Consider the following 20,721-nt stretch of genomic DNA (forward strand, 5'->3'; position numbering starts at 1 on the left):
CGGTTTCGATCGCCGGCCGGCGCGGCGTTTCTTCGCTGTGCCAGCCCACGCCACCGCAAGCTCGACGGCGAGCGGCACGTCCGTGCCGAAGACCGGGGGACAAGATGCCGGATGGCGACGCATCGGAGTGCCCTTCGTCCCCGGGCCAATCCGCTCGTGTACGCAAAAGCGAAACAGCGCGGTCACCGTATCGGAAAGCGAGTGAAACCTTTCTGTCGCGGACGTAATGATTTCCTTGTTCGCGCAAAGGGCTAAGAGAAACCTAAGACAAGCCTAAGTGAAGACTAAGAGAAGAAAATTGCGCTACGTGGCCGCAATTTTCCGCACGAATCGCATCTTCTTTTTGCAGCACAAATGTCATGAGCAGGGCCCAGCATCCGCGCCGCTGACTACACCTTCATCCTCTCCGGTGCCCACTCATGACCCAGCCCATGCCTGTCCTGCGCGCCGTACTCGCGCTTTCCATCGCCGCCGCCCTCGCCTCGCCGGTTCGCGCCGACGACACGAACACCACGTCCGCCGCGACTGCCGCACCGACAGCGGATGCAAGCGTCCCCAGCGCCACGGACAACAACACCAAGACGCTGGCGAAGGTGCAGGTGAATGCCAGCGCCGTCAACGCGACCACCACGGCCCCGACGCAGGGCTCGCTGGTGGCGGTCGAACCGCAGTCGATCGTCGGCAGCCTGTACCTGCAGGAAAACATCGCGCCGACCGGCGACTACACCGACGCCATCGCGATCTCGCCCAGCACCTACACCATCGCGCCGAACGGTTCGGGTCTGATGGAAACCTCGGTGGCCAGCATCCGCGGCTTCCAGGACGGCCAGTACAACGTCACCTTCGACGGCATCCCGTGGGGTGACTCGAACGACTTCACGCACCACTCCACTTCGTACTTCACCAACCAGGACACCAGCAGCGTCACGGTGGACCGCGGCCCGAGTACCGCCAGCACGCTGGGCGACGCCACCTTCGGCGGCACTGTGTCGGTGGAGTCCATCGACCCCTCGAACGACTTCAACATCCATCCCTACCTCAGCTACGGCAGCTGGGCGACGGCGGTGGAAGGCGCGCGCATCGACACCGGCAAGCTCAACGACAGCGGCACCGCCGCCGTGGTCAACGTGCAGAACGGCAGCTCGGACGGCTATCTCACCTACGCCGGCCAGCGCCGCCAGAACATCTTCGCCAAGATCGTGCAGCCGCTGGGCGACAACACCACGCTGACCTTCGGCGGCATGTGGAACAAGATCAACCAGTACGTACCCTTCGGCGCCACCAAGGCGCAGATCGCCGAATACGGCCCGAACTACGGCCTGAACAACGACCCGACCAGCCAGTCGTACTACCGCTACAACAACGACAAGATCACCACGTACATGGCCTACATCGGCCTGCACTCCGAGTTCGACGGCTGGACGATCGACAACAAGGCCTACACCTACGCCTACAACCATTTCGGCTTCAACGGCCTGGACCCGAACGGCGAGACCCCGAACGGCACGTTCTGCGACAAGAAAGGCGACAACTGCCTCGATCCGAACGACGTGCCCGGCCAGCACATGCGCAACTGGTACCGCTCGTTCGGCGACATCTTCCGCCTGAGCAAGGAACTCGGCCCGGGCGAAATCCGCACCGGCGCGTGGTACGACCACCAGGACAACCTGCGCTGGGAATACGAGTTCGACGACACGCTGGACCTGCCCGCCATCAACACCACCGGCGCACCGACCAAGGGCAGCGCCAGCCCGGTCGACCGCGTGATGAACGACTCGCTGACCACCTTCCAGCCGTTCCTCGAATACCAGTGGAACATCACCGACGACTCGTGGCTGGTGGGCGGCGTGAAGTACGACGACTTCAAGCGCAATCTCGACGCCGAATACAACCAGAAGACCGGTACGCCGCTCAACTACTCCTCGTCGTGGCACGCCACGCTGCCCTCGGTGGCCTACCACTATGCGTTCACCTCGGACTGGACGGCCTACGCGCAGTGGGCCAAGGGCTTCCTGGCGCCCAACCTCAACCTGCTCTACGTGGCTAATCCGCAGGTTTCCGACGGTGCCCTGCAGCCGGAGAAGACCACCAACTGGCAGATCGGCACCACCTGGAACAGCGACGACCTGACGTTGTCCGGCGACATCTACAAGATCAACTTCAACAACTTCATCCAGAGCCAGAAGGTCGGCGGCGTCACCTATTTCTACAACGGCGGCGGCGTGCACTACACCGGCCTCGAGCTGGAAGGCACCTACATGGTCGGCGGCGGCTTCAGCATCTACGCCAACGGCTCGCTCAACCGCGCGATCCAGACCGAAAGCAACACCTGGAACCCGAATACGCCGCACAAGACCGCCGCGCTGGGCCTGATCTACCGCAACGGCCCGATGTACGCGTCGCTAATGGACAAGTTCGTCGGCAAGACCTTCTACACCGCCAACGCCAACGACGACACGCCGATCGGCGGCTACGCGGTCGCCAACTTCGCCGCCAGCTACCGCTTCGACCTGCACATGGCCGACGTGAAGGACTTCAAGATCGGCTTCCAGATCAACAACCTGTTCAACAACACCCACATCAACGCGCTGGCCGGCACCACCGTGGCCGACAGCACGCCGCTGTACTTCACCATCCCGTCGCGCAACTACAACATCACCTTCTCGGCGGACCTGTTCTGATGAAGCGCACGCTGTTGCTGCTGTCGCTGCTGCTGGCCGGCCCGAACGCACTGGCGGCCGACGGCAACAAGGCGCCCCCGCCCGTCGAACTGTCGAACCTGCTGCCGCCGCCACCGGCAGCAGGTTCGGCCGAGGCGCGGCACGATTTGGACGCGGTGCTGGCCACGCAGCACGCCCGCACCGCCGCCGATGCGGCGGCGGCCAAGGCGGATGCGGAACGGTCCGTGTTCCGCTTCGCCGACGCGCTGGGCCCGGACCTGCAAGCCGACCGCCTGCCCAGGACCGCCGCCTTCTTCAAGCGCGTGGCCTCGCTGGACAAGGCCGAAGTGAAGCAGGCCAAGAACTACTGGCAACGCCCGCGCCCGGCGGCGGTGTCCGCGCAGGTGCAGCCGCTGGCGGCGGAGAAGCCCAACGACTGGAGCTATCCGAGCGGGCACTCCACCTTCGGCTACACCGCGGCGGTGCTGCTGGCCAACATGCTGCCGGAGAAGCGGGCCGCGATCTTCGCCCGTGCGGATATCTACGCGCAGCACCGCATCGTGATGGGCGCACACTTCCCTAGCGACGTGGAAGCCGGCCGGCTGGCCGGCACCGTGCTCGGTGGCCATGTGCTGGACGATCCGTCGTGGCAGGCCGATTACGCGGCGGCTCGCGCGGAACTGCGCAAGGCACTGGCCTTGCCGGAGACGCCTGCCATGTGAACAGGCTGCGCGGACCGGCTCGCCCCGATCCGCCGGCTCGGTGATAATCGGCCGATGCCCAGCCTCGTCCGTTCTCCCGCCCTGTCCACGCTCGCGCTTGTCGCCGCGCTCGCGGCCGTCCCCGCCCATGCGCAGGACAAGAGCCGGACCGAACAGGCCGCGGCCAAGCAGAAACTGAGCGACGTGCACCAGGAAGTGCAGACGCTGGACAAGCAGCAGGCCGCCACCGCGGCGCGACGCGACCAGCTCACTGCGGAACTGGCGAAGCAGACCACAGCGCTGTCCGCCGCCGCGCGCGCCCTGCGCCAGACCGACGCCGACATCGCCGCCAAGCAGCAGCAGCTCGACCAGCTGCGGCAGCAGCGCGCCGACCTCCAGCAGAAACTGGCCGGCCAGCGGGCCGCCATCGCCGACCTGCTGCGCGCCAGCTATGCACTGGGCCACGGCTCGGACCTGCGCCTGCTGCTGGACAACGACGACATGGACCGCATCGCGCGTGCGCTGGTTTATTCGCAGTACTTCCAGCAGGACCGGCTGCAGAAGGTGCAGCAACTGACGGCCGATCTCGCCCAGCTACAGACGCTGGAAGAACAGATCACCACCGAACAACAGGCACTGCAGGCCCAGCGCGACCAGCGCGAAAAGCAGAGCAAACAGCTGGCCCAGCAGCGCACCGCACAGCAAAAGCTGGCCGCGGAGGCCGACGCCACCTACCAGGGCCAGGCGCAACGGCTGGCCGCGCTGAAGCAGGACGAGCAGTCGCTGAACTCGCTGGTCTCGCGCCTGCAGAAGCAGATCGACGAGGCGATGCGCGAGGCCGCCGCCCGCGCCGCCGCGCAGCAAGCCGCCGCGCGCAAGCACGGCGGCAAGGCGCCGCCGCCGGTGGAAGTGGGCAATGCCGGCGCCAACATCCGCGGCAATCTGCCCTGGCCGGCCTCCGGCGAGGTGCACAGCTTCGGCAACGGCGTGCTGATCCGCGCGCCCGGCGGCAGCGAAGTGCGCGCCGTGGCGAATGGCCGCGTGGTCTACGCCGGCTTCCTGCGCGGCTACGGCATGCTGCTCATCCTCAACCACGGCAACGGCTGGATGAGCATGTACGGCAACAACGAGGCCTTGCTGCACAACGTGGGCGACGCGGTCGCCGCCGGCCAGACCGTGGGCACCGCCAGCGCGCCCACCGGCACCAATTCCGGCGTGTATTTCGAGCTGCGCCAGAACGGCCAGCCGGTCGATCCGCGCAGCTGGCTGAAATCCCACTAACTGGCAACGTTGACGTCATCACGCCTTCGTCGCAGTCTGGCAGCGTAAAACCTCTCCGTTACCACGGCAGGTTCATCCCCATTCCCCGGAGTCGTTCCATGCGGTTTCCCACCTACAGCCTGTGCGCCCTGCTGCTGGCGGCGCCGTTCGTGCATGCGCAGGACGCGGCCGCGCCCGCCGCCAGCGCGCCCGAACCGCCCATCGATCTCGCGCCCACCCATGTGCTCGCCGACGCCCCCCAGACCAACGACGGCCAGCCCAGCCTCGAGGACATCCGCCGTTTCAGCCGCGTCTACGACATCGTGCGCCAGGCCTACGTGGAGCCGGTGCGCAACAAAGACCTGATGGACGACGCGATCAACGGCATGCTCGCCAACCTCGATCCGCACAGCGAGTACCTCGACAAGGACGGCCTGGCCCAGCTCAACGAGGACACCACCGGCCAGTACAGCGGCCTCGGCATCCAGGTGGAGGAACAGGACGGCGGCCTGCTGATCGTCACCCCCATCGACGACACGCCCGCTTCGCGCGCCGGCATCAAGCCCGGCGACATCATCGTGAAGATCGACGGCACCCTGGTCGACTCGCAGAACGTGGACGACATGTTCAACAAGCTGCGCGGCAAGCCCGGCAGCAAGATCACCCTCACCGTCCTGCACAAAGGCAGCAACGCGCCGGTGGACATGCCCATGGTGCGCGAGAACATCGACGTCACCAGCGTCAAGGTGCGCCAGCTCGAATCCGGCTACGACTACATCCGCATCACCCAGTTCCAGAGCGACACCGCGCCCGACCTCGAACACAAGCTCGGCGAGCTGATCGCCAAGGACGGCGCGCCCAAGGGCGCCGTGCTCGACCTGCGCAACAACCCCGGCGGACTGCTCACCGCCGCCGTGGGCGTCAGCGACGACTTCCTCAACGGCGGCACCATCGTCACCACGCGCGGCCGCCTGCCCGACTCCAACATGAGCTTCAGCGCCCACCACGGCGACCTGCTCAACGGCGCGCCGATGGTGGTGCTGGTGAACCACGGCACCGCTTCCGCCGCGGAGATCGTCTCCGGCGCGCTGAAGGACAACCGCCGCGCCCTGCTGATGGGCCAGCGCACCTTCGGCAAGGGCGTGGTGCAGACCGTGCTGCCGCTGGACGCCGACCATGCGGTGAAGATCACCACCGCGCGCTACTACACGCCCAACGGCACCTCGATCCAGGCCGAAGGCATCAAGCCGGACATTCCGCTCGCCGACCTCAGCGTGCAGAAGGCCGACAGCGATGCGGAACTGATCAGCTCCGAGGCCGACCTGCCCAACCACCTCGCCAACGAGAACGGCAAGGCAGGCGGCAACATCGACAACGACGGCAGCGCCGCCGAAGCCAAACTCGCCACCAGCGACTACGCGCTGGCGCAGGCGCTGAATGTGCTCAAGGGCATGGCGCTGGGGCGCGGGGCGCCAGTACCAGCGGCGAAATAAATATCGCTGCTGAAATGGTCTCTATGACACCGGAACAGGAAGCCGCCCGGAAAAAACAGCTCGTGTCTGCAGCCAAGGCTCTGTTGTCATTGCAGGTAGGCGTCAGTATCGGCAGCCAGCGCATAAGCAAGATTCTTCTTCGGCTGGACCTTCAGAACGACGAAACCTCGCAGGTTTTCCATCAGTTCAATCGAGCGATTCTCAGCTTTCCGGTCGGCAATGAGCGACTACTCTGGGCGTATCCAGCCCTCCTGGAGCGCGATGCCGAGCTCACAAGAATTGAAGCCGAGTTCAGGCCAAGACTTCTCAACGCCTGCATTGCGATCATCAGCCAGTACGGCTAACAACTCATCCTAGACGGCGGCTTTCGCCGAGCAAAAGTCACTCCTATAGCCGCTCGCCCTGGTCCGCCTCCAGCAATTCCGCCGGCAGCGGCAGCATGTCGATGCCGCGCGCGAACAACATCGCCTGGAAGCTCTCACCCATGCGGTCGGGCATGGTGAGCCGCTTCACTTCCTGCGCCAGACGGTAGCGCGCCGCCTCATCGGCGGCCTGCGTATGCGCGGTCTCGAAGACTTCCTGCAGACCGCTGGCAATGAGGAACTGCGCCTGCGGCAGGTAGGCGGCCACGCCGAAGCCGGCGCTGTTGCCGGCTTCGGCCAGCGCGGTGAAGTCCACCGAGGCGGTGAGGTCGTTGAGGCCGGGCAGCCACAGCGGGTCGCCGTGCGCGTGATGGCGGTAATGCGCCATCAGGGTGCCGTCGCGGCGGTCGGGCTGGTAGAACTCGCGGCGCACGTAGCCGTAGTCGACGAACAGCATCACGCCGGCTTCCAGCAAACCGGCCACGGCCTGCAGCCAGTACGGCAGCTGCGGCAGCAGCTCGGTACGGTAGCCGTCGGCGAATTCCTCGCCGATGTCGCGCTCGACGTGGCGCAGCGCGCCGGCCACCAGCGCGTCGGCAGGGCGATCCACGCGCATCAGGCGGCCTTCGCCATCCAGCGCCACGTATTCCTCGTAGACCTCGCCGCCCTTCATCGCGATGCGCGTGGTGGGCAGCGCGTCGATCACCTCGTTGGCGAACAGCACGCCGCGCCAACCATGGTCGGGCGGCCCGTCCAGCCAGCGGACGCGTTCGTTGATCTCGGCGGGCAACGCAGCGGCCAGGCGTTCGCGCTGGCGTTCGCGCAGGTCGGCGCTGGGCTCGAGTATCAGGTAACGGTGCGGCAGGCTGCCCGCTTCGGCCAGGGCTTTCAGCATCGTCTCGGCGAATGCGCCGCTGCCGCCGCCGAGCTCGATGAAGCTCGCCCCCTCGCCCAGCATGTCCAGCACCGGCGCCACCAGGTTCGCCACGCAGCGCGCGAACAGTTCGCCCAACTCCGGCGCGGTGACGAAATCGCCCGCCTCGCCGAACTTGGTCTTGCCCGCGCTGTAGTAGCCCAGCCCCGGCATGTACAGGCAGCGCTCCATGAATTGCGAGAACGGCATCGGTCCATGCGCGGCGATGTGCTCGCGCAGCTGCTGCAGCAGGCGCTCGGAATGCGCGCGCTCGTCGGCGGTCGGTTCGGGAAGGCGGGAGGCCATGCGGGCTGTCGTATCCGGTAAAGCGCCAAGGATAACGGATGCGCCGTCGCGGCCATCCGTGAACGTGTGCGGCGTTAGACTGGCGCGATGCCACTGACGCCCGCCCTGCTGGACTCCCTGCGCGCCATCTTCCCGCCTGCTGCGCTGTCCGTCGCCGAGGCCGAACGCCTCGCCTATGCCTACGACAATTCGCGGCTCAACGCCTTGCCGGATGCCGTGGCGTTTCCCACCGACCACGCGCAGGTCGAGGCGCTGGTGCGCGCCTGCCGCGAGCACCGCGTGCCGCTGGTGGCGCGCGGCCGCGGCAGCAACACCACGGGCGCCACGGTGCCGGTGGACGGCGGCGTGGTGGCGAGCTTCGAGCGGATGAACCGCATCCTGCGCATCGATCCGGACAACCGCCTCGCCGTGGTGGAACCCGGCGTGCTCAACGACGACCTGCAGCAGGCGCTCGCGCCGCACGGCTTCTTCTGGCCGCCCGACCCTTCCTCCGCGCCCTGGTGCAGCATCGGCGGCAACCTCGCCTGCAACTCGGCCGGACCCCGCACCGTGAAATACGGCAGCCCGCGCGAGAACACGCTGGGGCTGCGCGCGGTGGCCGGCACGGGCGAGAGCTTCCGCTGCGGCACGTACACCAGCAAGGGCGCGACGGGCTACGACCTGACGCGCCTGCTGATCGGCTCGGAAGGCACGCTGGCCTTGATCACCGAAGCCACGCTCAAGCTCACGCCACGGCCCTCCGCCGTGCGCACGCTGCGCGCGACGTACCGCGACGTGGGTGCGGCGGCGCGCGCGGTGGCGCGGATCATGGCGCAGCCGGTCACGCCCTGCGCGCTGGAGTTCATCGACGACGTGGCACTGAAGCTCGCGCGCGACTACGCGCCCGATGCCGGCGTGCCGGAGGCCGGTGCGCTGCTGATGATCGAAGTGGACGGCGAACCGGACGCCCTGCCCGCCGCCGCGGAAGCCGTGGCGCACGCCGCGCGCGGCGAGGGGCTGGTCGAACTGCGCGTGGCCGAAACCGCCGCGGAAACCAGAGCGCTGTGGAGCGCGCGCAAGGCGCTGTCGCCCGCGCAACGCAAACTGTCGCCGCACAAGATCAACGAGGACGTGGTGGTGCCGGTGAGCCGCCTGCCCGAACTGGTGGATGGCGTGAAGCGGCTGGCGGCGAAGCACGACCTGCCCATCGTCAGCTTCGGCCACGCTGGCAACGGCAACCTGCACGTCAACTTGCTGCCGCGCGACGATACCGAACGCGGACGCGCCCACGCCGCGCTGGCCGAACTGTTCGCACTGGTCATCGCGCTCGACGGCACGCTGTCGGGCGAACACGGCATCGGCATCGCCAAGCGCGACTTCATGCCCCTGGCGCTGTCGGGCGAAACGCTGCAGCTGATGCGCGGCGTCAAGGCCGCGTTCGACCCCGACGGCATCCTCAACCCGGGCAAGCTGCTGCCTTGAATACTGCCGCTGCCTTCGACCGGCTGCTCGCCGAGATCCGCGCCTGCCGCCTGTGCGCTGCGCACCTGCCGCTAGGGCCACGGCCCGTGGTGCAGGCATCGCTGCAGTCGCGCCTGCTGATCGTGAGCCAGGCACCGGGGCGCAAGGTGCACGACACCGGCATACCCTTCAACGACGTCAGCGGCGACCGCCTGCGCGAATGGCTGGGCATCGACAAGGACGTGTTCTACGACGCCGCGAAGATCGCCATCGTGCCGATGGGCTTTTGCTTTCCCGGCACCGGCAAGGGCGGTGACCTGCCTCCGCGCCCCGAGTGCGCGCCCACCTGGCACCCGCGCCTGCTGCCGCGCCTGGAGCAGGTCCAGCTGACGCTGGCGATCGGCCAATACGCGCAAGCCGGCTTGCTGGCCGATCGACGCGGCCGCACGCTCACCGATACCGTACTGGCTTGGCGCGAACACCTCGCCCGCGGCGTGCTGCCGCTGCCCCATCCGAGCCCGCGCAACCAGCTCTGGCTGAAGCGCAATCCGTGGTTCGAAACGGAACTGCTTCCGGAGCTGCGCAGACAAGTGAAACGCGCATTGCACTAAAGCCCGCCAAAGGCTCTCGCAGAACGCAAATACCCTCAGTTTCCAGATACGGCGCGGCGTGGCCGCTGTGCAGGACGTGTCGGCGGGAGTAGTTCCAACCCTCTCGACACAGCCTGCTCGTAGTTCCGGCGGATTGAATAAGGCCGTTTCTCTGGGTTACTTCTCTTGACTCCGGGCATCCTGCCCTCCGCCCTTCGGGCCAGCTTCGCTGTTCGCCACCGCTCCAAGCGGTGGCGTGGGCCAGCAAAGAGAAGTAACTCGGGCGCCGGCAGGCGTCCGAAACCGCTCTGTAGCTCGCGATAGCCCAGACCCTGAAAGAGCAAATCAAACCGCTCGCCGCGCAAAAACCAGGTGCAACCCGAACAGCACGAACACCGCCCCCGCGCAGCCGTCGATCCACCGTCCCAACCGCAGATATCCCCGCCGCATCGCCGGCAGCGCAAACACGCTCGCCACCAGCGCGAACCACAGCAGCGTCTCCGCCACCACCATCACCCACAGCCCCCAACGCGCGCTCGCGCCCACGCCATCGCCCACGAAGGCGGAGAAGATGCTGCCGAAATACACCACCGCCTTGGGATTGGCGAGGTTGGTGAACAGGCCGTTGCGCAGCGCGCGCCAGGAACCGTTCGCCAATCGCACCGCATGCGCGGCGGCATCGGGAGCCGGTGCGGTCAGCGCTCCGCGCAGCATCTTGAAACCCATCCAGCACAGGTAGATGCCGCCGCAGATGGCGATCAGCCGCTCCAGCCACGCCAGGCGATGCAGCAGCAGCTGCAGGCCGAGCAGCGCCAGGGCCGCCCACACGGCCACGCCCAGGGTGATGCCTACCACGCCGGCCAGCGCCTCGCGGCGCGAGTGGCTCACCGCGGTCTGCGAGACGTAGAAGAAGTCCGGCCCCGGGCTCATCAGGGCGATCAGCTGCACCACGGCGAGACTCAGGAAAAGGCTCATGCGCTGGCTCCATTCACGGTCCGCGCAGTGTAGCGGCGCGCCTTGCCGCACGGCGGCGGCTTCCTCTAACCTGCCGCGATACAACACCTGACACATGGCCACGGGACCGTCCCGGCCAAGGGGAGCCCGATCCATGAGCCTGAAGCAGCGCCTCGTCGCCCTGAATTTCCTCCAGTACTACATCTGGGGCGCGTGGTTGCTGACCATCGGCACGTGGTGGTTCCAGACCCTGCACTGGTCGGGCACCAGCTTCGGCGCGATCTTCTCGACGATGGGCATCGCCTCGCTGTTCATGCCTTCGCTGGCGGGCATCGTTGCCGACAAGTGGGTCAACGCCGAACGCCTGTACGGGCTGTTCCACATCCTGGGCGCGGCAGTGCTGCTCGTAATTCCTCATGCCAACGATCCACAGCAGATGTTCTGGGTGGTGCTGCTGTACATGTGTTTCTACATGCCCACCATCTCGCTTGCCATCGCTGTGGCGTACAACGCGCTGAAGCAGGAAGGCCTGGACGTGGTGAGCACCTATCCGCCGATCCGCGTGTGGGGCACTGTCGGTTTCATCGCCGCCACCTGGACGACCAGCCTGCTGGGCTTCAAGGCTTCCGCCGCGCAGTTCCATGTGGCGGCGGCGGCTTCGCTGCTGCTGGGCCTGTACGCCTTCACCCTGCCCAAGTGCCCGCCCAAGCTCGACGCTGCGCACAGCCGCAGCCTGATGGACCGCCTCGGGCTCACCTCGTTCGTGCTGTTCAAGAACCGCAACATGGCGGTGTTCTTCATCTTCGCCATGCTGCTGGGCGCGGCGCTGCAGCTCACCAACGCCTACGGCGACGCCTTCCTCAGCGACTTCGTGAAAGTGCCGGCGTACGCGAACCTGCTGACGGTGAAGTACTCCACCATCATCATCTCCATCTCGCAGTTCTCCGAAACCGCGTTCATCCTCACCATCCCGTTCTTCCTGAAGCGCTTCGGCATCAAGGCGGTGATGACGATGAGCATGCTGGCGTGGGTGCTACGCTTCGGCCTGTTCGGGCTGGGCAACCCGGCCGGCGGCCTGTGGATGATCGTGCTCTCCTGCATCATCTACGGCATGGCGTTCGACTTCTTCAACATCTCCGGTTCGCTGTTCGTCGAAGGCCAGGCCGACCCGAAGATCCGCGCCAGCGCGCAGGGTCTGTTCATGCTGATGACCAACGGCATCGGCGCGGTGCTGGGCAGCCTGATCGCGGGCTGGATGATCGACCGCTTCTTCACCGACCACGCCTGCAACGACGCGGTGCTGATCTGCAAGGACTGGCACGGCATCTGGCTGGCCTTCGCCGCCTATGCGCTGGTGATGGCGCTGCTGTTCGTGCCGCTGTTCAAGCACCGGCACGATGCGGGCGCCGCCGGGCACGGCGCGCCGGCGCACTGAACGGCGTCAGCTGCCGCCGTCGCCCGTCAGCAGGTGCTCCTGTACCAGCTGGCTGCGCGAGGCATCCAGGTGGCCGCTGGCGTCGAAGTGCAGCACCACCAGCCAGTCGTACACGTCGCCCGGCCATGTCTTGCGGCCGGTGATGGCCTTGGGGTCGCCGCCGAAGGCCTCGATCAGCTTGTCGATGTGGCCGTGGTGCCAGGCGATCAGCACGACTGGCGCCGAGTTGTCCTTGCCCAGCGACTTCACCAGCTTGTCCACGTCCGCGTCGGCGTACGGCTGCTCGATCGGCAGACCGAGACGCTGCGATAGCGGTGTCAGCGTAAGGCGCGGCCGCATGCTGTTCTTGCTGTCCCTGGTGGCGATCAAGCGCCCCGGCACCAAGCTCTGGCCATCGAGCTGCAGCGGGTCGAAATAGCTGGCGTAGGCCTGCGCGCGCTGCTCGCCCTGCGGGCTCAGTCCGCTGCCCGAGGCCGGTTTTTCGGCATGCCGCACGATCAGCACGGTGACGTCGCGCAGCCCGCGGCTGCCCTTGTCGCCATGGTCGTGGTGCGCCAGCGCCGCCGTCGGCAACAGCAGCAGCAACGACAAGAACATCCATGCGTGCCTGCGCCAGATCGTATCCATGCAGTGTCTCCGTCGGTTCATCGGGTTCAAGAGGTCGGCCGGGTACAATACCGGCATGCAGATCGGCCCTTACCGCATCGACCCGCCGCTGGCGCTGGCCCCCATGGCCGGCGTCACCGACAAGCCGTTCCGCCTGCTGTGCAAGCGGCTGGGCGCGGGCCTGGCCGTATCCGAGATGACAACGGCCGACCCGCGTCTCTGGCATACACGCAAGTCGCTGCGCCGCATGGACCACGAAGGCGAGCCCGAGCCGGTGAGCGTGCAGATCGCCGGCTACGACCCGGCGATGCTGGCTGAGGCCGCACGCTTCAACGTGGCCAACGGCGCGCAGATCGTCGACATCAACATGGGTTGCCCGGCGAAGAAGGTCTGCAATGTGTGGTCGGGCTCCGCCCTGCTGCAGGACGAGCCGCTGGTGGCGCGCATCTGCAAGGCGGTGGCCGACGCAGTGGACGTGCCGGTGACGCTGAAGATCCGCACCGGCTGGGACCGCCAGAACAAGAACGCGCTGGCCATCGCGCGCATCGCCGAGGACGCCGGCATCGCCGCGCTGGCCGTGCACGGCCGCACCCGCGCCGACAAGTACGAAGGCGAGGCCGAATACGAAACCATTGCCGCGGTGAAGGCCAGCGTGCGCATCCCGGTGTTCGCCAACGGCGACGTGATCACGCCGCAGCAGGCCAGACACGTACTGGCCGCCACCGGCGCAGATGCGCTGATGATCGGCCGCGGCGCGCAGGGCCGGCCGTGGATCTTCCGCGAGATCGCCCACTACCTCGCCACCGGCGAGCTGCTGCCCGAACCCACGCCCGCCGAAGTGGCGACGATCCTGCTCGGCCATCTCGAACACCTCTACGCCTTCTACGGCGAACAGGCCGGCGTGCGCATCGCGCGCAAGCACCTTGGCTGGTACGCGAAGGACCGGCCCGAGAACGCCGCGTTCCGGCAGGTGGCGAACCGCGCCGAGAGCGCGCAGGAACAGTTGCGGCTGGTGCGCGATTATTTCGATGCGCTGGCGACGGGCGAGCTGCTGGCGGCCTGACGAAGAAGGGCCAGCCCGCCCGGCGGTCGATCAATGCGACTGGAAAGGCTTGGCCGGCAACCGCGCCGCCAACAGGAATCCCTCGCGCCGCGTGGGCGCCACCATGCCGAACACCGGCACAAAGGCATGGCCGTCCCAGCGCCATAGGCCCAGCAGCCAGTCGTCGCTGCTACGCCAGCCCAGTGCGGCGTGGCCGATCCGGCCCAGCAGCCATTCGCCCTGCCAGCGAATGGGGAAGAACACGCTGCCGTCGTCGAATCCGCGGTAACCCGTGTAGCCATCGCCAGGATGGGTGTAGCTCTTTGGCGCGTCGGCCCACGGCAGCTCCTTCAGGCCATCCTCTTTCCCGGCGCGCTGCCGCAGCGTCTCGAACTGCGCCTGCGCATCGGCCGGAACGTGACCGGCCAAGGCATCGGCATCGCGGCTACGCACATAGCGATCCAGCACCTTGCCGGCCAGCGCGGACAGTCCGGCGCAATCGGCCTGCGCGCATTGCACGTATTGCGGCGAAGTGCGGTAGTCGTAGCGCACCAGCGCGCGCGCCGGCGCACCCCAGCGGCTGCCGTCCCATTGCTGCGTCTCGATGTCGCTGGCCGCGATGCTGGAGTCGTCCGACTGCAAGGCATAGGCGCGGTTCTGGAACTCGACCAGCCAGCCCTGCGTCGTCCAGCAGTTCTGGGACAGCGTTTCCGGCACGGGCACGGGCTGCACGGCTCGTCCCTGCCAACTGAAAAGCGCCATGGTGACGCAATCCGCCGTACCTGCCACCGAATAGAGCGCCCCCAGATGCAGTTCGTCGAGGCGCAGCAGCTTGGGCCCGACGGTCAGTGCGCTCGGCATCTCGATGCCTGCATCGTCGCCCAGCTTGGCCAGGGGTGCCGTATCGAACGGCAGCGGCTTCGATGGATCGTAAGGCTGTTCCTTCGCCAGCTTGAACACCGAACCATCGCCGCCCAGCGCTTCGGCCTGGGAAGGCGCCGACGGCTGGCCGGCGAGATGCTTCACGATGGCGGCAAGCAAGGGCGCATCCGTCGGCGGGGCATCGAAGACGTGTTCCAGGAACGCGATGCGCTCCCGATAAAGGTCCGTCGCGTACCGCGTGGTCTTGAGTTGCGCAGCCTGCAGCACGGCATCGTTGCGTTCGCCCAGCCAGTTGCGCTGGTCGCGCAGCAGGGCATCCGCCTGCGTGCCGGCCTTGGTGCGCGCCTGCGCGAAGGCCTGCGTCATCTGGCCGTCGAGCCCGGACCATTCGGCATTGCCGCAGATCTGGCGTTCGGCCGCGCTGCCGGCCTTCGCGCAATCGAATCCCGCCGCCCATGCCAGCGGCGCCGCGCCCAGCAGGGCCAGCGCCAACGACACCTTCATTCCGATCGAACGCATGTCCGCCCCCTGCCTGTGCAGTGATGCGGAATTCTCCCACGCCTTCCGTCGCATCCTGCGGCCGCATGCAGGCGTAGCCATGGCAAGACGGAGGCAGATCGCGTCAGCCACCCTCGCCGCACCGGCGGGGCCGGGTTTCAGGCAGCCAGCTCGTGCGGCATCTCCACCATCGTCAGGCGCAACCGCGGCGGCAGCTCGGCCAGCACCTCGCCACGATGTCCGAGCAGGCGCAGCACGCCGTCCGCGTCCTCGGTCAGCGCGGTGAGGCTCTCCACCCAATCGCCGTCGTTCGCATAGATCAGGCCGTTCCGCTCGATCAGCCCGGCGCGGTGGATGTGGCCGCACACGATGCCGTCGAGCTGGCGCCGCGCGACGTCGTCCAGGCCCGCCTGCACGAAGCGCTCGATGTAGCGCTCCGCGGCATTGCTGCGCCGCTTCACGAACTCCGACAGCGACCAGTAGCGCAGGCCGGCGCGCCGGCGCGCGATGTTGAGCCAGCGGTTGCAGGTGAGGATGCGGTAGTACAGCCAGTCGCCCAGGCGTTCCTGCAGGCCGCCGAACTGGGTGACGTTGTCGTAGTCGTCGCCGTGCGTGACCAGCAGGCGGCGGCCGTCGGCGGTGACGTGGACCGCGCGCCGGCGCACCCGCATGCCGGGCAGCATCAGGCCGCACACACGGCGCAGCGGACGGTCATGGTTGCCTGGCACGTAGATGATTTCCGTACCGCGTGCGTGCAATCCGTGCAGCGCCTCGATCACACGGGTATGCGCGCTGCTCCACTGCGAGCGGCGCTGCGCCATCCACCACAGGTCGACGATGTCGCCCACCAGATACAGCTGCTTGCAGCGCAGGCCGTCGAGGAAGTCCGCCAGCTCGGCGGCATGGCAATGCCGCGTGCCGAGGTGCACGTCGGAAATGAACACCGCGTTCCATGGCCGCTGCGCCACCGCGACGAGCCGCCTCATGCCGGCACGCTCCGCGCCTGCAGGTAGCGTTGTCGCTTGCGCGGCCGCACGCATTCGAGATCCACCTCGATGAGTCCGTCGATGGCGCCGCTGAAATCCGGGTCCACGCCGAAGGCGAGGAAACGCGCGCCACCGGGTTCGCACAGCTCGGTGTATTGCTTGTAGAGCATCGGCACCGACGCGCCCAGGCGGCCCAGTGCCGTTTTCAGTGCGTCGAACGCCGCGCCGCCATCCTCCTGCTCATTGGGCATGGGCGCCGCGCCGGCGGGAACGAACGGCCGCCGCGCGGTGGCCAGCAACTGCGCACTGCCGTGATAGCGCCGGTAGTAATCCACGATCTGCTCGCTGGCCGCGCTCGGCATGGCCGCGCTGATCGACACCGCGCCGTAGAGGTAGCGCACGCCCGGATAGCGCTGCAGATACGCACCGATGCCCTGCCACAGGTAGTCGAGGCTGCGGCTGCCCCAGTAGTCGGGCACCACGAAACTCCGCCCCAGCTCCAGCCCCGAGGCCAGCCGCGGCACCGCTTCGTCCTCGTAACGGAACAGCGATGCGGTGTACAGGCCGGCCAGTCCGCTGTGCGCCAGCGCCTCGGCGCCGCGCATCACCCGGTAGGCGCCGGCGATGCGCGACGCTTGCGCGTCCCACACCAGGATGTGGTCGTAATGCGCGTCGTAGGCATCGAGGTCGCGGCTGCGGCCGGTGCCTTCGCCGACCTCGCGGAAACTCAGTTCGCGCAGCCGCCCGATCTCCTGCAGCAGCGGCGAGCCGCCGGCATGGCGCGCAAGGCGGATCTGCTTGCCGTCGCCGGTGCAACCGAGCAGCTCGGTCGCCTCGACGGCACGCGCGAGCACATCGGCATCGATCGCTGGCGCCAGCGGTTGCCGGCCGATCGGAGCAACGGCGGCCACCGGCGCGCGGCCGCTCGCGTAGAGCGCACGGCGGATGCGCTTCAGCGCCATGCCTTCGTCCTCGTCCTCGTCCTGCGCCAGCGACAGCAGTTCGCCCACGTGCAGGCGCATCGGGCGCTGACGACGGCCGAACATCTCGCGCGGCAGCAGCGCCGTGGAGGCCGGGCGCCACAGCGCGGAAATCCCGTAAAACAACGCCGAATTGCGCGCCTCGATGCGCACCGGCAACACCGGCGCCGCGGCACGCCGCGCAAAGCGCAGGAAGCCGGGACGCCAACGCGTGTCGCGCACGCCGCCCGGCCCCAGCCGCGAGACTTCGCCGGCGGGAAACACGATCACGCATTCGCCGTCGCGCAGCGCGCGTTCTACCCGGCGCAGACTGGCCGCGCCGGCGCCGCCGCCGAACACGCGCACCGGCAGCAGCAGTTCCGCCAGCGGCTCCACCAGCTCCAGCACTTCGTTGGCGACGATGCGCACGTCGCGGCGCACCCGCCCCACCATGTCCAGCAGCGCCAGCGCATCGAGGCCGCCGCAAGGATGGTTGGCGACGATCAGCAGCGGCCCCTGCGGCGGGATGCGCGCCAGCGTTTCCTCGTCCACGTCGTAGCGCAGTTGCACGAAGCGCAGCGCCGCCTCGACGAAGGCGAAGCCGTGCAACCCGGCATGTTCCGCCTCCGCGCAGAAGGCATCGATGCCATCCAAGCCCGACCAGCTTGCCCATCCGTGCAGCAGCGGAGTGGCGAGTCGCCCGCGGTGGCCGCGGAACAAGTGCGGATAGCGTTGCTGCAAACGCTGTTCGATGGCTTGCATGGCGAGTCTCCCGGCTTGGCCTGCCGCAAGATTCCGCGGTTACCGGGACGGCTGCGTTGCGCTGCTGCGTCAGCAGCGTGACAGCCCCGGGCCGCCGGATCGCCCATGGCGTTTGGACGGCCATCTGCCCATTGACGGATGCCCCTGCGCGGCGTAACTTGCGCAGCGCCGAGGTTTTCATCTCTTCATTCGAATGCGGAGATGAAATTAAAAGGGAAGCCGGTGCGAATCCGGCGCTGCCCCGCAGCGGTATGTGGAAACGACCTTCGCCACCAGCACTGGGCCCCTACGCCCGGGAAGCGGCGGACAGTAGGCGGTCGGCGTATTTGCCGGCCTCGTCCACGAGCCCGAAGACCTGCCCCGGCGAAGCCTGCGCGTCACGCGAAAGCGTGCGTGCGGACTTCCATCGGCCTGGCTCTCCGCGGGGAGCGCCGCGCCCGCCGCAGGCACTGCGGCGGCTGCGTCGCGCCCGCGTGAGCCGGTTCGCCCGCGGGGGCGAAGGTCAACGGTGCGGCAATCGCTGCGCCTCCTTCGTTCCTCTTTGCCCCTACCCGCAAGAGGAATCATCCATGTCACTCGTTACCCACCCCGGCTTTCCGCGCATCGGTCTGAAGCGGGAACTGAAACGCGCGCTCGAAGCGCACTGGCGCGGCGAAACGCCCGCCGAGGCCCTGCTCGACACCGCCCGCGAACTGCGCGCGCGGCACTGGCGGCTGGCGCGCGACGCCGGCGCCGACGTCGTGCCCTGCAACGACTTCAGCCTGTACGACCACGTGCTCGACACCGCCGTGCTGTTCGACGCCATCCCGGACCGCTACCGGCCGCTTTTCGCGGGTAGCCGTCTGGACGGCTATTTCGCGATGGCCCGCGGCCACCGCCGCGACGGCCACGACCTGCATGCGCTGGAAATGACCAAGTGGTTCGACACCAACTACCACTATCTCGTACCGGAGCTGCATGCCGGCCAGCGCTTCGCCCTGGTCGGCGACAAGCCGTTGGCGGAGTTCCGCGAGACGCAGGCGCTGGGCCACGCGGCGCGGCCGGTGCTGCTGGGTCCCGTGTCGTTCCTGCTGTTGTCCAAGACCGTGGACGGCAGCGACCGGCTCGCCCTGCTCGATGCCCTGCTGCCCGCCTACGCCGAGCTGCTGCGCAGACTTGCCGAAGCCGGTGCGGAATGGGTGCAGCTCGACGAACCCTGCCTGGTGCTCGACCAGGACGCCGACGATCACGCCGCCTACCGCAAGGCCTACGCGGCGCTGGCCACGGCGAACGGACCCAGGATCCTGCTCGCCAGCTATTTCGGTGCGCTGGGCGACAACCTCGCGCTGGCCGCCGGCCTGCCGGTGGACGGCCTGCACATCGACCTGGTGCGCGCGCCGCAGCAGCTCGATGCCGTGCTCGATGCACTGCCCGAAGGACGCGTGCTCAGTGCAGGCGTGGTCGACGGCCGCAACGTGTGGCGCAGCCGCCCGGGGCAGGTGCTTCCGCTGCTGCGCAAGGCGCACGCGCGCCTTGGTGGCGAGCGGCTGTGGCTCGCGCCGTCCTGCTCGCTGCTGCACGTACCGATCGACCTGGATGCCGAAACGGCCTTGCCCGAGGCACGCCGCATTTCGATGGCGTTCGCCAAGCAGAAACTGGAAGAGCTGCATGTCTATGCCGAAGCGCTGGCCGGCCACGCCGAAGCGGAAGCGGCGCTGCATGCGCAACAGACCCTGCTCGACCGGCAGTCCCAGCAGGCCGGCGTGCTGAACCCGGCCGTGCGCAGCCGCCTGCACGCACTCAGCCCGCAGACGGCCTTGCGCCGATCGGCCCATGCCACGCGCCGCATCGCGCAGGACGAAGTGCTCGCGCTGCCGGCGCTGCCCACCACCACGATCGGCTCCTTCCCGCAGACCGACGAGCTGCGCCAGGCCCGCGCCGCGCATCGCGCCGGCAAGCTGGCCGACAAGGCCTACGAGGACCGGCTCGAGGCCGAGATCGAACGCGTGGTGCGCTTCCAGGAGGAGGTCGGCCTGGACGTGCTGGTGCACGGCGAGCCCGAGCGCAACGACATGGTGGAGTACTTCGGCGAGCAGCTCGACGGCTACCTGTTCACCAGGCTCGGCTGGGTGCAGAGCTACGGCTCCCGCTGCGTGAAGCCGCCGGTGATCTGGGGCGATGTCGCCAGACCCGCGCCGATGACGGTGTACTGGTCGGCGTTCGCGCAGTCGCTCACCGACAGGCCGATGAAGGGCATGCTCACCGGCCCCGTCACGATGCTGCAGTGGTCGTTCGTGCGCGACGACCTGCCGCGCGAGACGGTGTGCCGGCAGATCGCGCTGGCATTGCGCGACGAGGTGCACGACCTGGAAGCCGCCGGCATCCGCGCGATCCAGATCGACGAACCCGCGCTGCGCGAAGGCCTGCCGCTGCGCCGCGCCGACTGGCCGGCCTATCTCGCCTGGGCGGTGGAATGCTTCCGCATCACGGCCGGCGGCGTGCGCGACGCCACGCAGATCCACACCCATATGTGCTACTCGGAGTTCAACGACATCATCGAGGCGGTGGCCGCGATGGACGCCGACGTGATCTCGATCGAGACCAGCCGCTCGCGGATGGAACTGCTGGATGCCTTCGTGCGCTTCCGCTACCCCAACGGCATCGGCCCCGGCGTGTACGACATCCACTCGCCGCGCGTGCCGACGCAGGAGGAGATGCTGGCCCTGCTGCGCAAGGCGCTGGAGGTGCTGGACGCCGGCCAGCTGTGGGTGAATCCGGATTGCGGCCTGAAGACCCGCGGCTGGAAGGAAACCGAACCCGCGCTGCGCGGCATGGTGGCGTGCGCCCGGCAACTGCGCGCGGAACTGGCCGCCACGGCCGCCGCCTGAACCGG

Annotated in this window: 16 protein-coding genes and 1 riboswitch; of the genes, 10 read left to right on the plus strand and 6 right to left on the minus strand. The window is 68.0% G+C overall.

The window, feature by feature from the left end; genetic code table 11:
* Window positions 1–419 precede the first annotated feature (419 nt).
* From IHE46_RS01060 to IHE46_RS01080, 5 genes are all read left to right on the plus strand, one after another.
* Window positions 420–2,681, plus strand: coding sequence for a TonB-dependent receptor (locus IHE46_RS01060; protein ID WP_192162664.1), 2,262 nt, complete (start codon window positions 420–422; stop codon window positions 2,679–2,681).
* Complete coding sequence (locus IHE46_RS01065) at window positions 2,681–3,382, plus strand: phosphatase PAP2 family protein (protein WP_192162666.1); 702 nt, start codon at window positions 2,681–2,683, stop codon at window positions 3,380–3,382. Before IHE46_RS01060 ends, IHE46_RS01065 begins: the two co-directional genes overlap by 1 nt.
* Before the next feature lie 54 nt (window positions 3,383–3,436).
* A complete protein-coding gene (locus IHE46_RS01070; RefSeq protein ID WP_192162668.1) occupies window positions 3,437–4,642 on the plus strand; it encodes a peptidoglycan DD-metalloendopeptidase family protein in 1,206 nt (401 codons plus the stop codon).
* 98 nt (window positions 4,643–4,740) lie between these two features.
* A complete protein-coding gene (locus IHE46_RS01075; protein WP_192162670.1) occupies window positions 4,741–6,114 on the plus strand; it encodes a S41 family peptidase in 1,374 nt (457 codons plus the stop codon).
* A gap of 23 nt (window positions 6,115–6,137) precedes the next feature.
* Complete coding sequence (locus IHE46_RS01080; RefSeq protein WP_192162672.1) at window positions 6,138–6,458, plus strand: DUF2489 domain-containing protein; 321 nt, start codon at window positions 6,138–6,140, stop codon at window positions 6,456–6,458.
* A 43-nt stretch (window positions 6,459–6,501) separates the two neighbouring features.
* On the opposite strand, the gene IHE46_RS01085 is transcribed toward IHE46_RS01080, so the two are convergent.
* Window positions 6,502–7,695, minus strand: a complete 1,194-nt coding sequence (locus IHE46_RS01085; RefSeq protein WP_192162674.1) for an SAM-dependent methyltransferase — start codon at window positions 7,693–7,695, stop codon at window positions 6,502–6,504.
* A gap of 87 nt (window positions 7,696–7,782) precedes the next feature.
* Between IHE46_RS01085 and IHE46_RS01090 the strand changes: the two genes are divergently transcribed.
* Window positions 7,783–9,156, plus strand: a complete 1,374-nt coding sequence (locus tag IHE46_RS01090) for an FAD-linked oxidase C-terminal domain-containing protein (RefSeq protein ID WP_192162676.1) — start codon at window positions 7,783–7,785, stop codon at window positions 9,154–9,156.
* Complete coding sequence (locus IHE46_RS01095; RefSeq protein WP_225562708.1) at window positions 9,153–9,746, plus strand: uracil-DNA glycosylase family protein; 594 nt, start codon at window positions 9,153–9,155, stop codon at window positions 9,744–9,746. Before IHE46_RS01090 ends, IHE46_RS01095 begins: the two co-directional genes overlap by 4 nt.
* Before the next feature lie 324 nt (window positions 9,747–10,070).
* Here IHE46_RS01095 and rhtC read toward each other — a convergent pair whose 3' ends face one another.
* On the minus strand, window positions 10,071–10,700 hold the full coding sequence (gene rhtC / locus IHE46_RS01100) for a threonine export protein RhtC (protein ID WP_192162677.1): 630 nt from the start codon (window positions 10,698–10,700) through the stop codon (window positions 10,071–10,073).
* Window positions 10,701–10,833: 133 nt separating this feature from the next.
* Between rhtC and IHE46_RS01105 the strand changes: the two genes are divergently transcribed.
* A complete protein-coding gene (locus tag IHE46_RS01105) occupies window positions 10,834–12,114 on the plus strand; it encodes a nucleoside permease (RefSeq protein ID WP_192162679.1) in 1,281 nt (426 codons plus the stop codon).
* A gap of 6 nt (window positions 12,115–12,120) precedes the next feature.
* Here IHE46_RS01105 and IHE46_RS01110 read toward each other — a convergent pair whose 3' ends face one another.
* Entirely contained in the window at window positions 12,121–12,741 is a 621-nt protein-coding gene (locus IHE46_RS01110) for a flagellar basal body-associated protein FliL (RefSeq protein WP_225562709.1), read from the minus strand.
* Window positions 12,742–12,796: 55 nt separating this feature from the next.
* Between IHE46_RS01110 and dusB the strand changes: the two genes are divergently transcribed.
* A complete protein-coding gene (dusB, locus tag IHE46_RS01115) occupies window positions 12,797–13,783 on the plus strand; it encodes a tRNA dihydrouridine synthase DusB (RefSeq protein ID WP_192162681.1) in 987 nt (328 codons plus the stop codon).
* A 30-nt stretch (window positions 13,784–13,813) separates the two neighbouring features.
* Here dusB and IHE46_RS01120 read toward each other — a convergent pair whose 3' ends face one another.
* From IHE46_RS01120 to IHE46_RS01130, 3 genes are all read right to left on the minus strand, one after another.
* Entirely contained in the window at window positions 13,814–15,163 is a 1,350-nt protein-coding gene (locus IHE46_RS01120; RefSeq protein ID WP_192162684.1) for a lysozyme inhibitor LprI family protein, read from the minus strand.
* Window positions 15,164–15,300: 137 nt separating this feature from the next.
* Window positions 15,301–16,128, minus strand: a complete 828-nt coding sequence (locus IHE46_RS01125) for a UDP-2,3-diacylglucosamine diphosphatase (protein WP_192162686.1) — start codon at window positions 16,126–16,128, stop codon at window positions 15,301–15,303.
* Window positions 16,125–17,849 carry a lysophospholipid acyltransferase family protein gene (locus IHE46_RS01130; RefSeq protein WP_192162688.1) on the minus strand — a complete coding sequence of 575 codons (1,725 nt, stop codon included), beginning with the start codon at window positions 17,847–17,849 and terminating at the stop codon, window positions 16,125–16,127. Before IHE46_RS01130 ends, IHE46_RS01125 begins: the two co-directional genes overlap by 4 nt.
* A 154-nt stretch (window positions 17,850–18,003) precedes the next feature.
* Window positions 18,004–18,227, plus strand: a riboswitch (cobalamin riboswitch).
* A 191-nt stretch (window positions 18,228–18,418) separates the two neighbouring features.
* Between IHE46_RS01130 and metE the strand changes: the two genes are divergently transcribed.
* On the plus strand, window positions 18,419–20,716 hold the full coding sequence (metE, locus tag IHE46_RS01135) for a 5-methyltetrahydropteroyltriglutamate--homocysteine S-methyltransferase (protein ID WP_192162689.1): 2,298 nt from the start codon (window positions 18,419–18,421) through the stop codon (window positions 20,714–20,716).
* Window positions 20,717–20,721 lie beyond the last annotated feature (5 nt).

Origin of the sequence: Rhodanobacter sp. DHG33, assembly GCF_014843005.1 — a bacterium.
In the GTDB taxonomy this organism is placed as follows: Bacteria; Pseudomonadota; Gammaproteobacteria; order Xanthomonadales; family Rhodanobacteraceae; genus Rhodanobacter_A.

Bases quoted from the DNA above. Each gene is read 5' to 3' on its own strand.
- IHE46_RS01110 (WP_225562709.1), bottom strand. From the start codon at position 12,741: ATGGATACGATCTGGCGCAGGCACGCATGGATGTTCTTGTCGTTGCTG.
- metE (WP_192162689.1), top strand. From the start codon at position 18,419: ATGTCACTCGTTACCCACCCCGGCTTTCCGCGCATCGGTCTGAAGCGG.
- IHE46_RS01070 (WP_192162668.1), top strand. From the start codon at position 3,437: ATGCCCAGCCTCGTCCGTTCTCCCGCCCTGTCCACGCTCGCGCTTGTC.
- dusB (WP_192162681.1), top strand. From the start codon at position 12,797: ATGCAGATCGGCCCTTACCGCATCGACCCGCCGCTGGCGCTGGCCCCC.
- IHE46_RS01120 (WP_192162684.1), bottom strand. From the start codon at position 15,163: ATGCGTTCGATCGGAATGAAGGTGTCGTTGGCGCTGGCCCTGCTGGGC.
- IHE46_RS01075 (WP_192162670.1), top strand. From the start codon at position 4,741: ATGCGGTTTCCCACCTACAGCCTGTGCGCCCTGCTGCTGGCGGCGCCG.
- IHE46_RS01125 (WP_192162686.1), bottom strand. From the start codon at position 16,128: ATGAGGCGGCTCGTCGCGGTGGCGCAGCGGCCATGGAACGCGGTGTTC.
- IHE46_RS01130 (WP_192162688.1), bottom strand. From the start codon at position 17,849: ATGCAAGCCATCGAACAGCGTTTGCAGCAACGCTATCCGCACTTGTTC.
- IHE46_RS01105 (WP_192162679.1), top strand. From the start codon at position 10,834: ATGAGCCTGAAGCAGCGCCTCGTCGCCCTGAATTTCCTCCAGTACTAC.
- IHE46_RS01090 (WP_192162676.1), top strand. From the start codon at position 7,783: ATGCCACTGACGCCCGCCCTGCTGGACTCCCTGCGCGCCATCTTCCCG.
- IHE46_RS01085 (WP_192162674.1), bottom strand. From the start codon at position 7,695: ATGGCCTCCCGCCTTCCCGAACCGACCGCCGACGAGCGCGCGCATTCC.
- IHE46_RS01060 (WP_192162664.1), top strand. From the start codon at position 420: ATGACCCAGCCCATGCCTGTCCTGCGCGCCGTACTCGCGCTTTCCATC.
- IHE46_RS01065 (WP_192162666.1), top strand. From the start codon at position 2,681: ATGAAGCGCACGCTGTTGCTGCTGTCGCTGCTGCTGGCCGGCCCGAAC.
- IHE46_RS01080 (WP_192162672.1), top strand. From the start codon at position 6,138: ATGACACCGGAACAGGAAGCCGCCCGGAAAAAACAGCTCGTGTCTGCA.
- rhtC (WP_192162677.1), bottom strand. From the start codon at position 10,700: ATGAGCCTTTTCCTGAGTCTCGCCGTGGTGCAGCTGATCGCCCTGATG.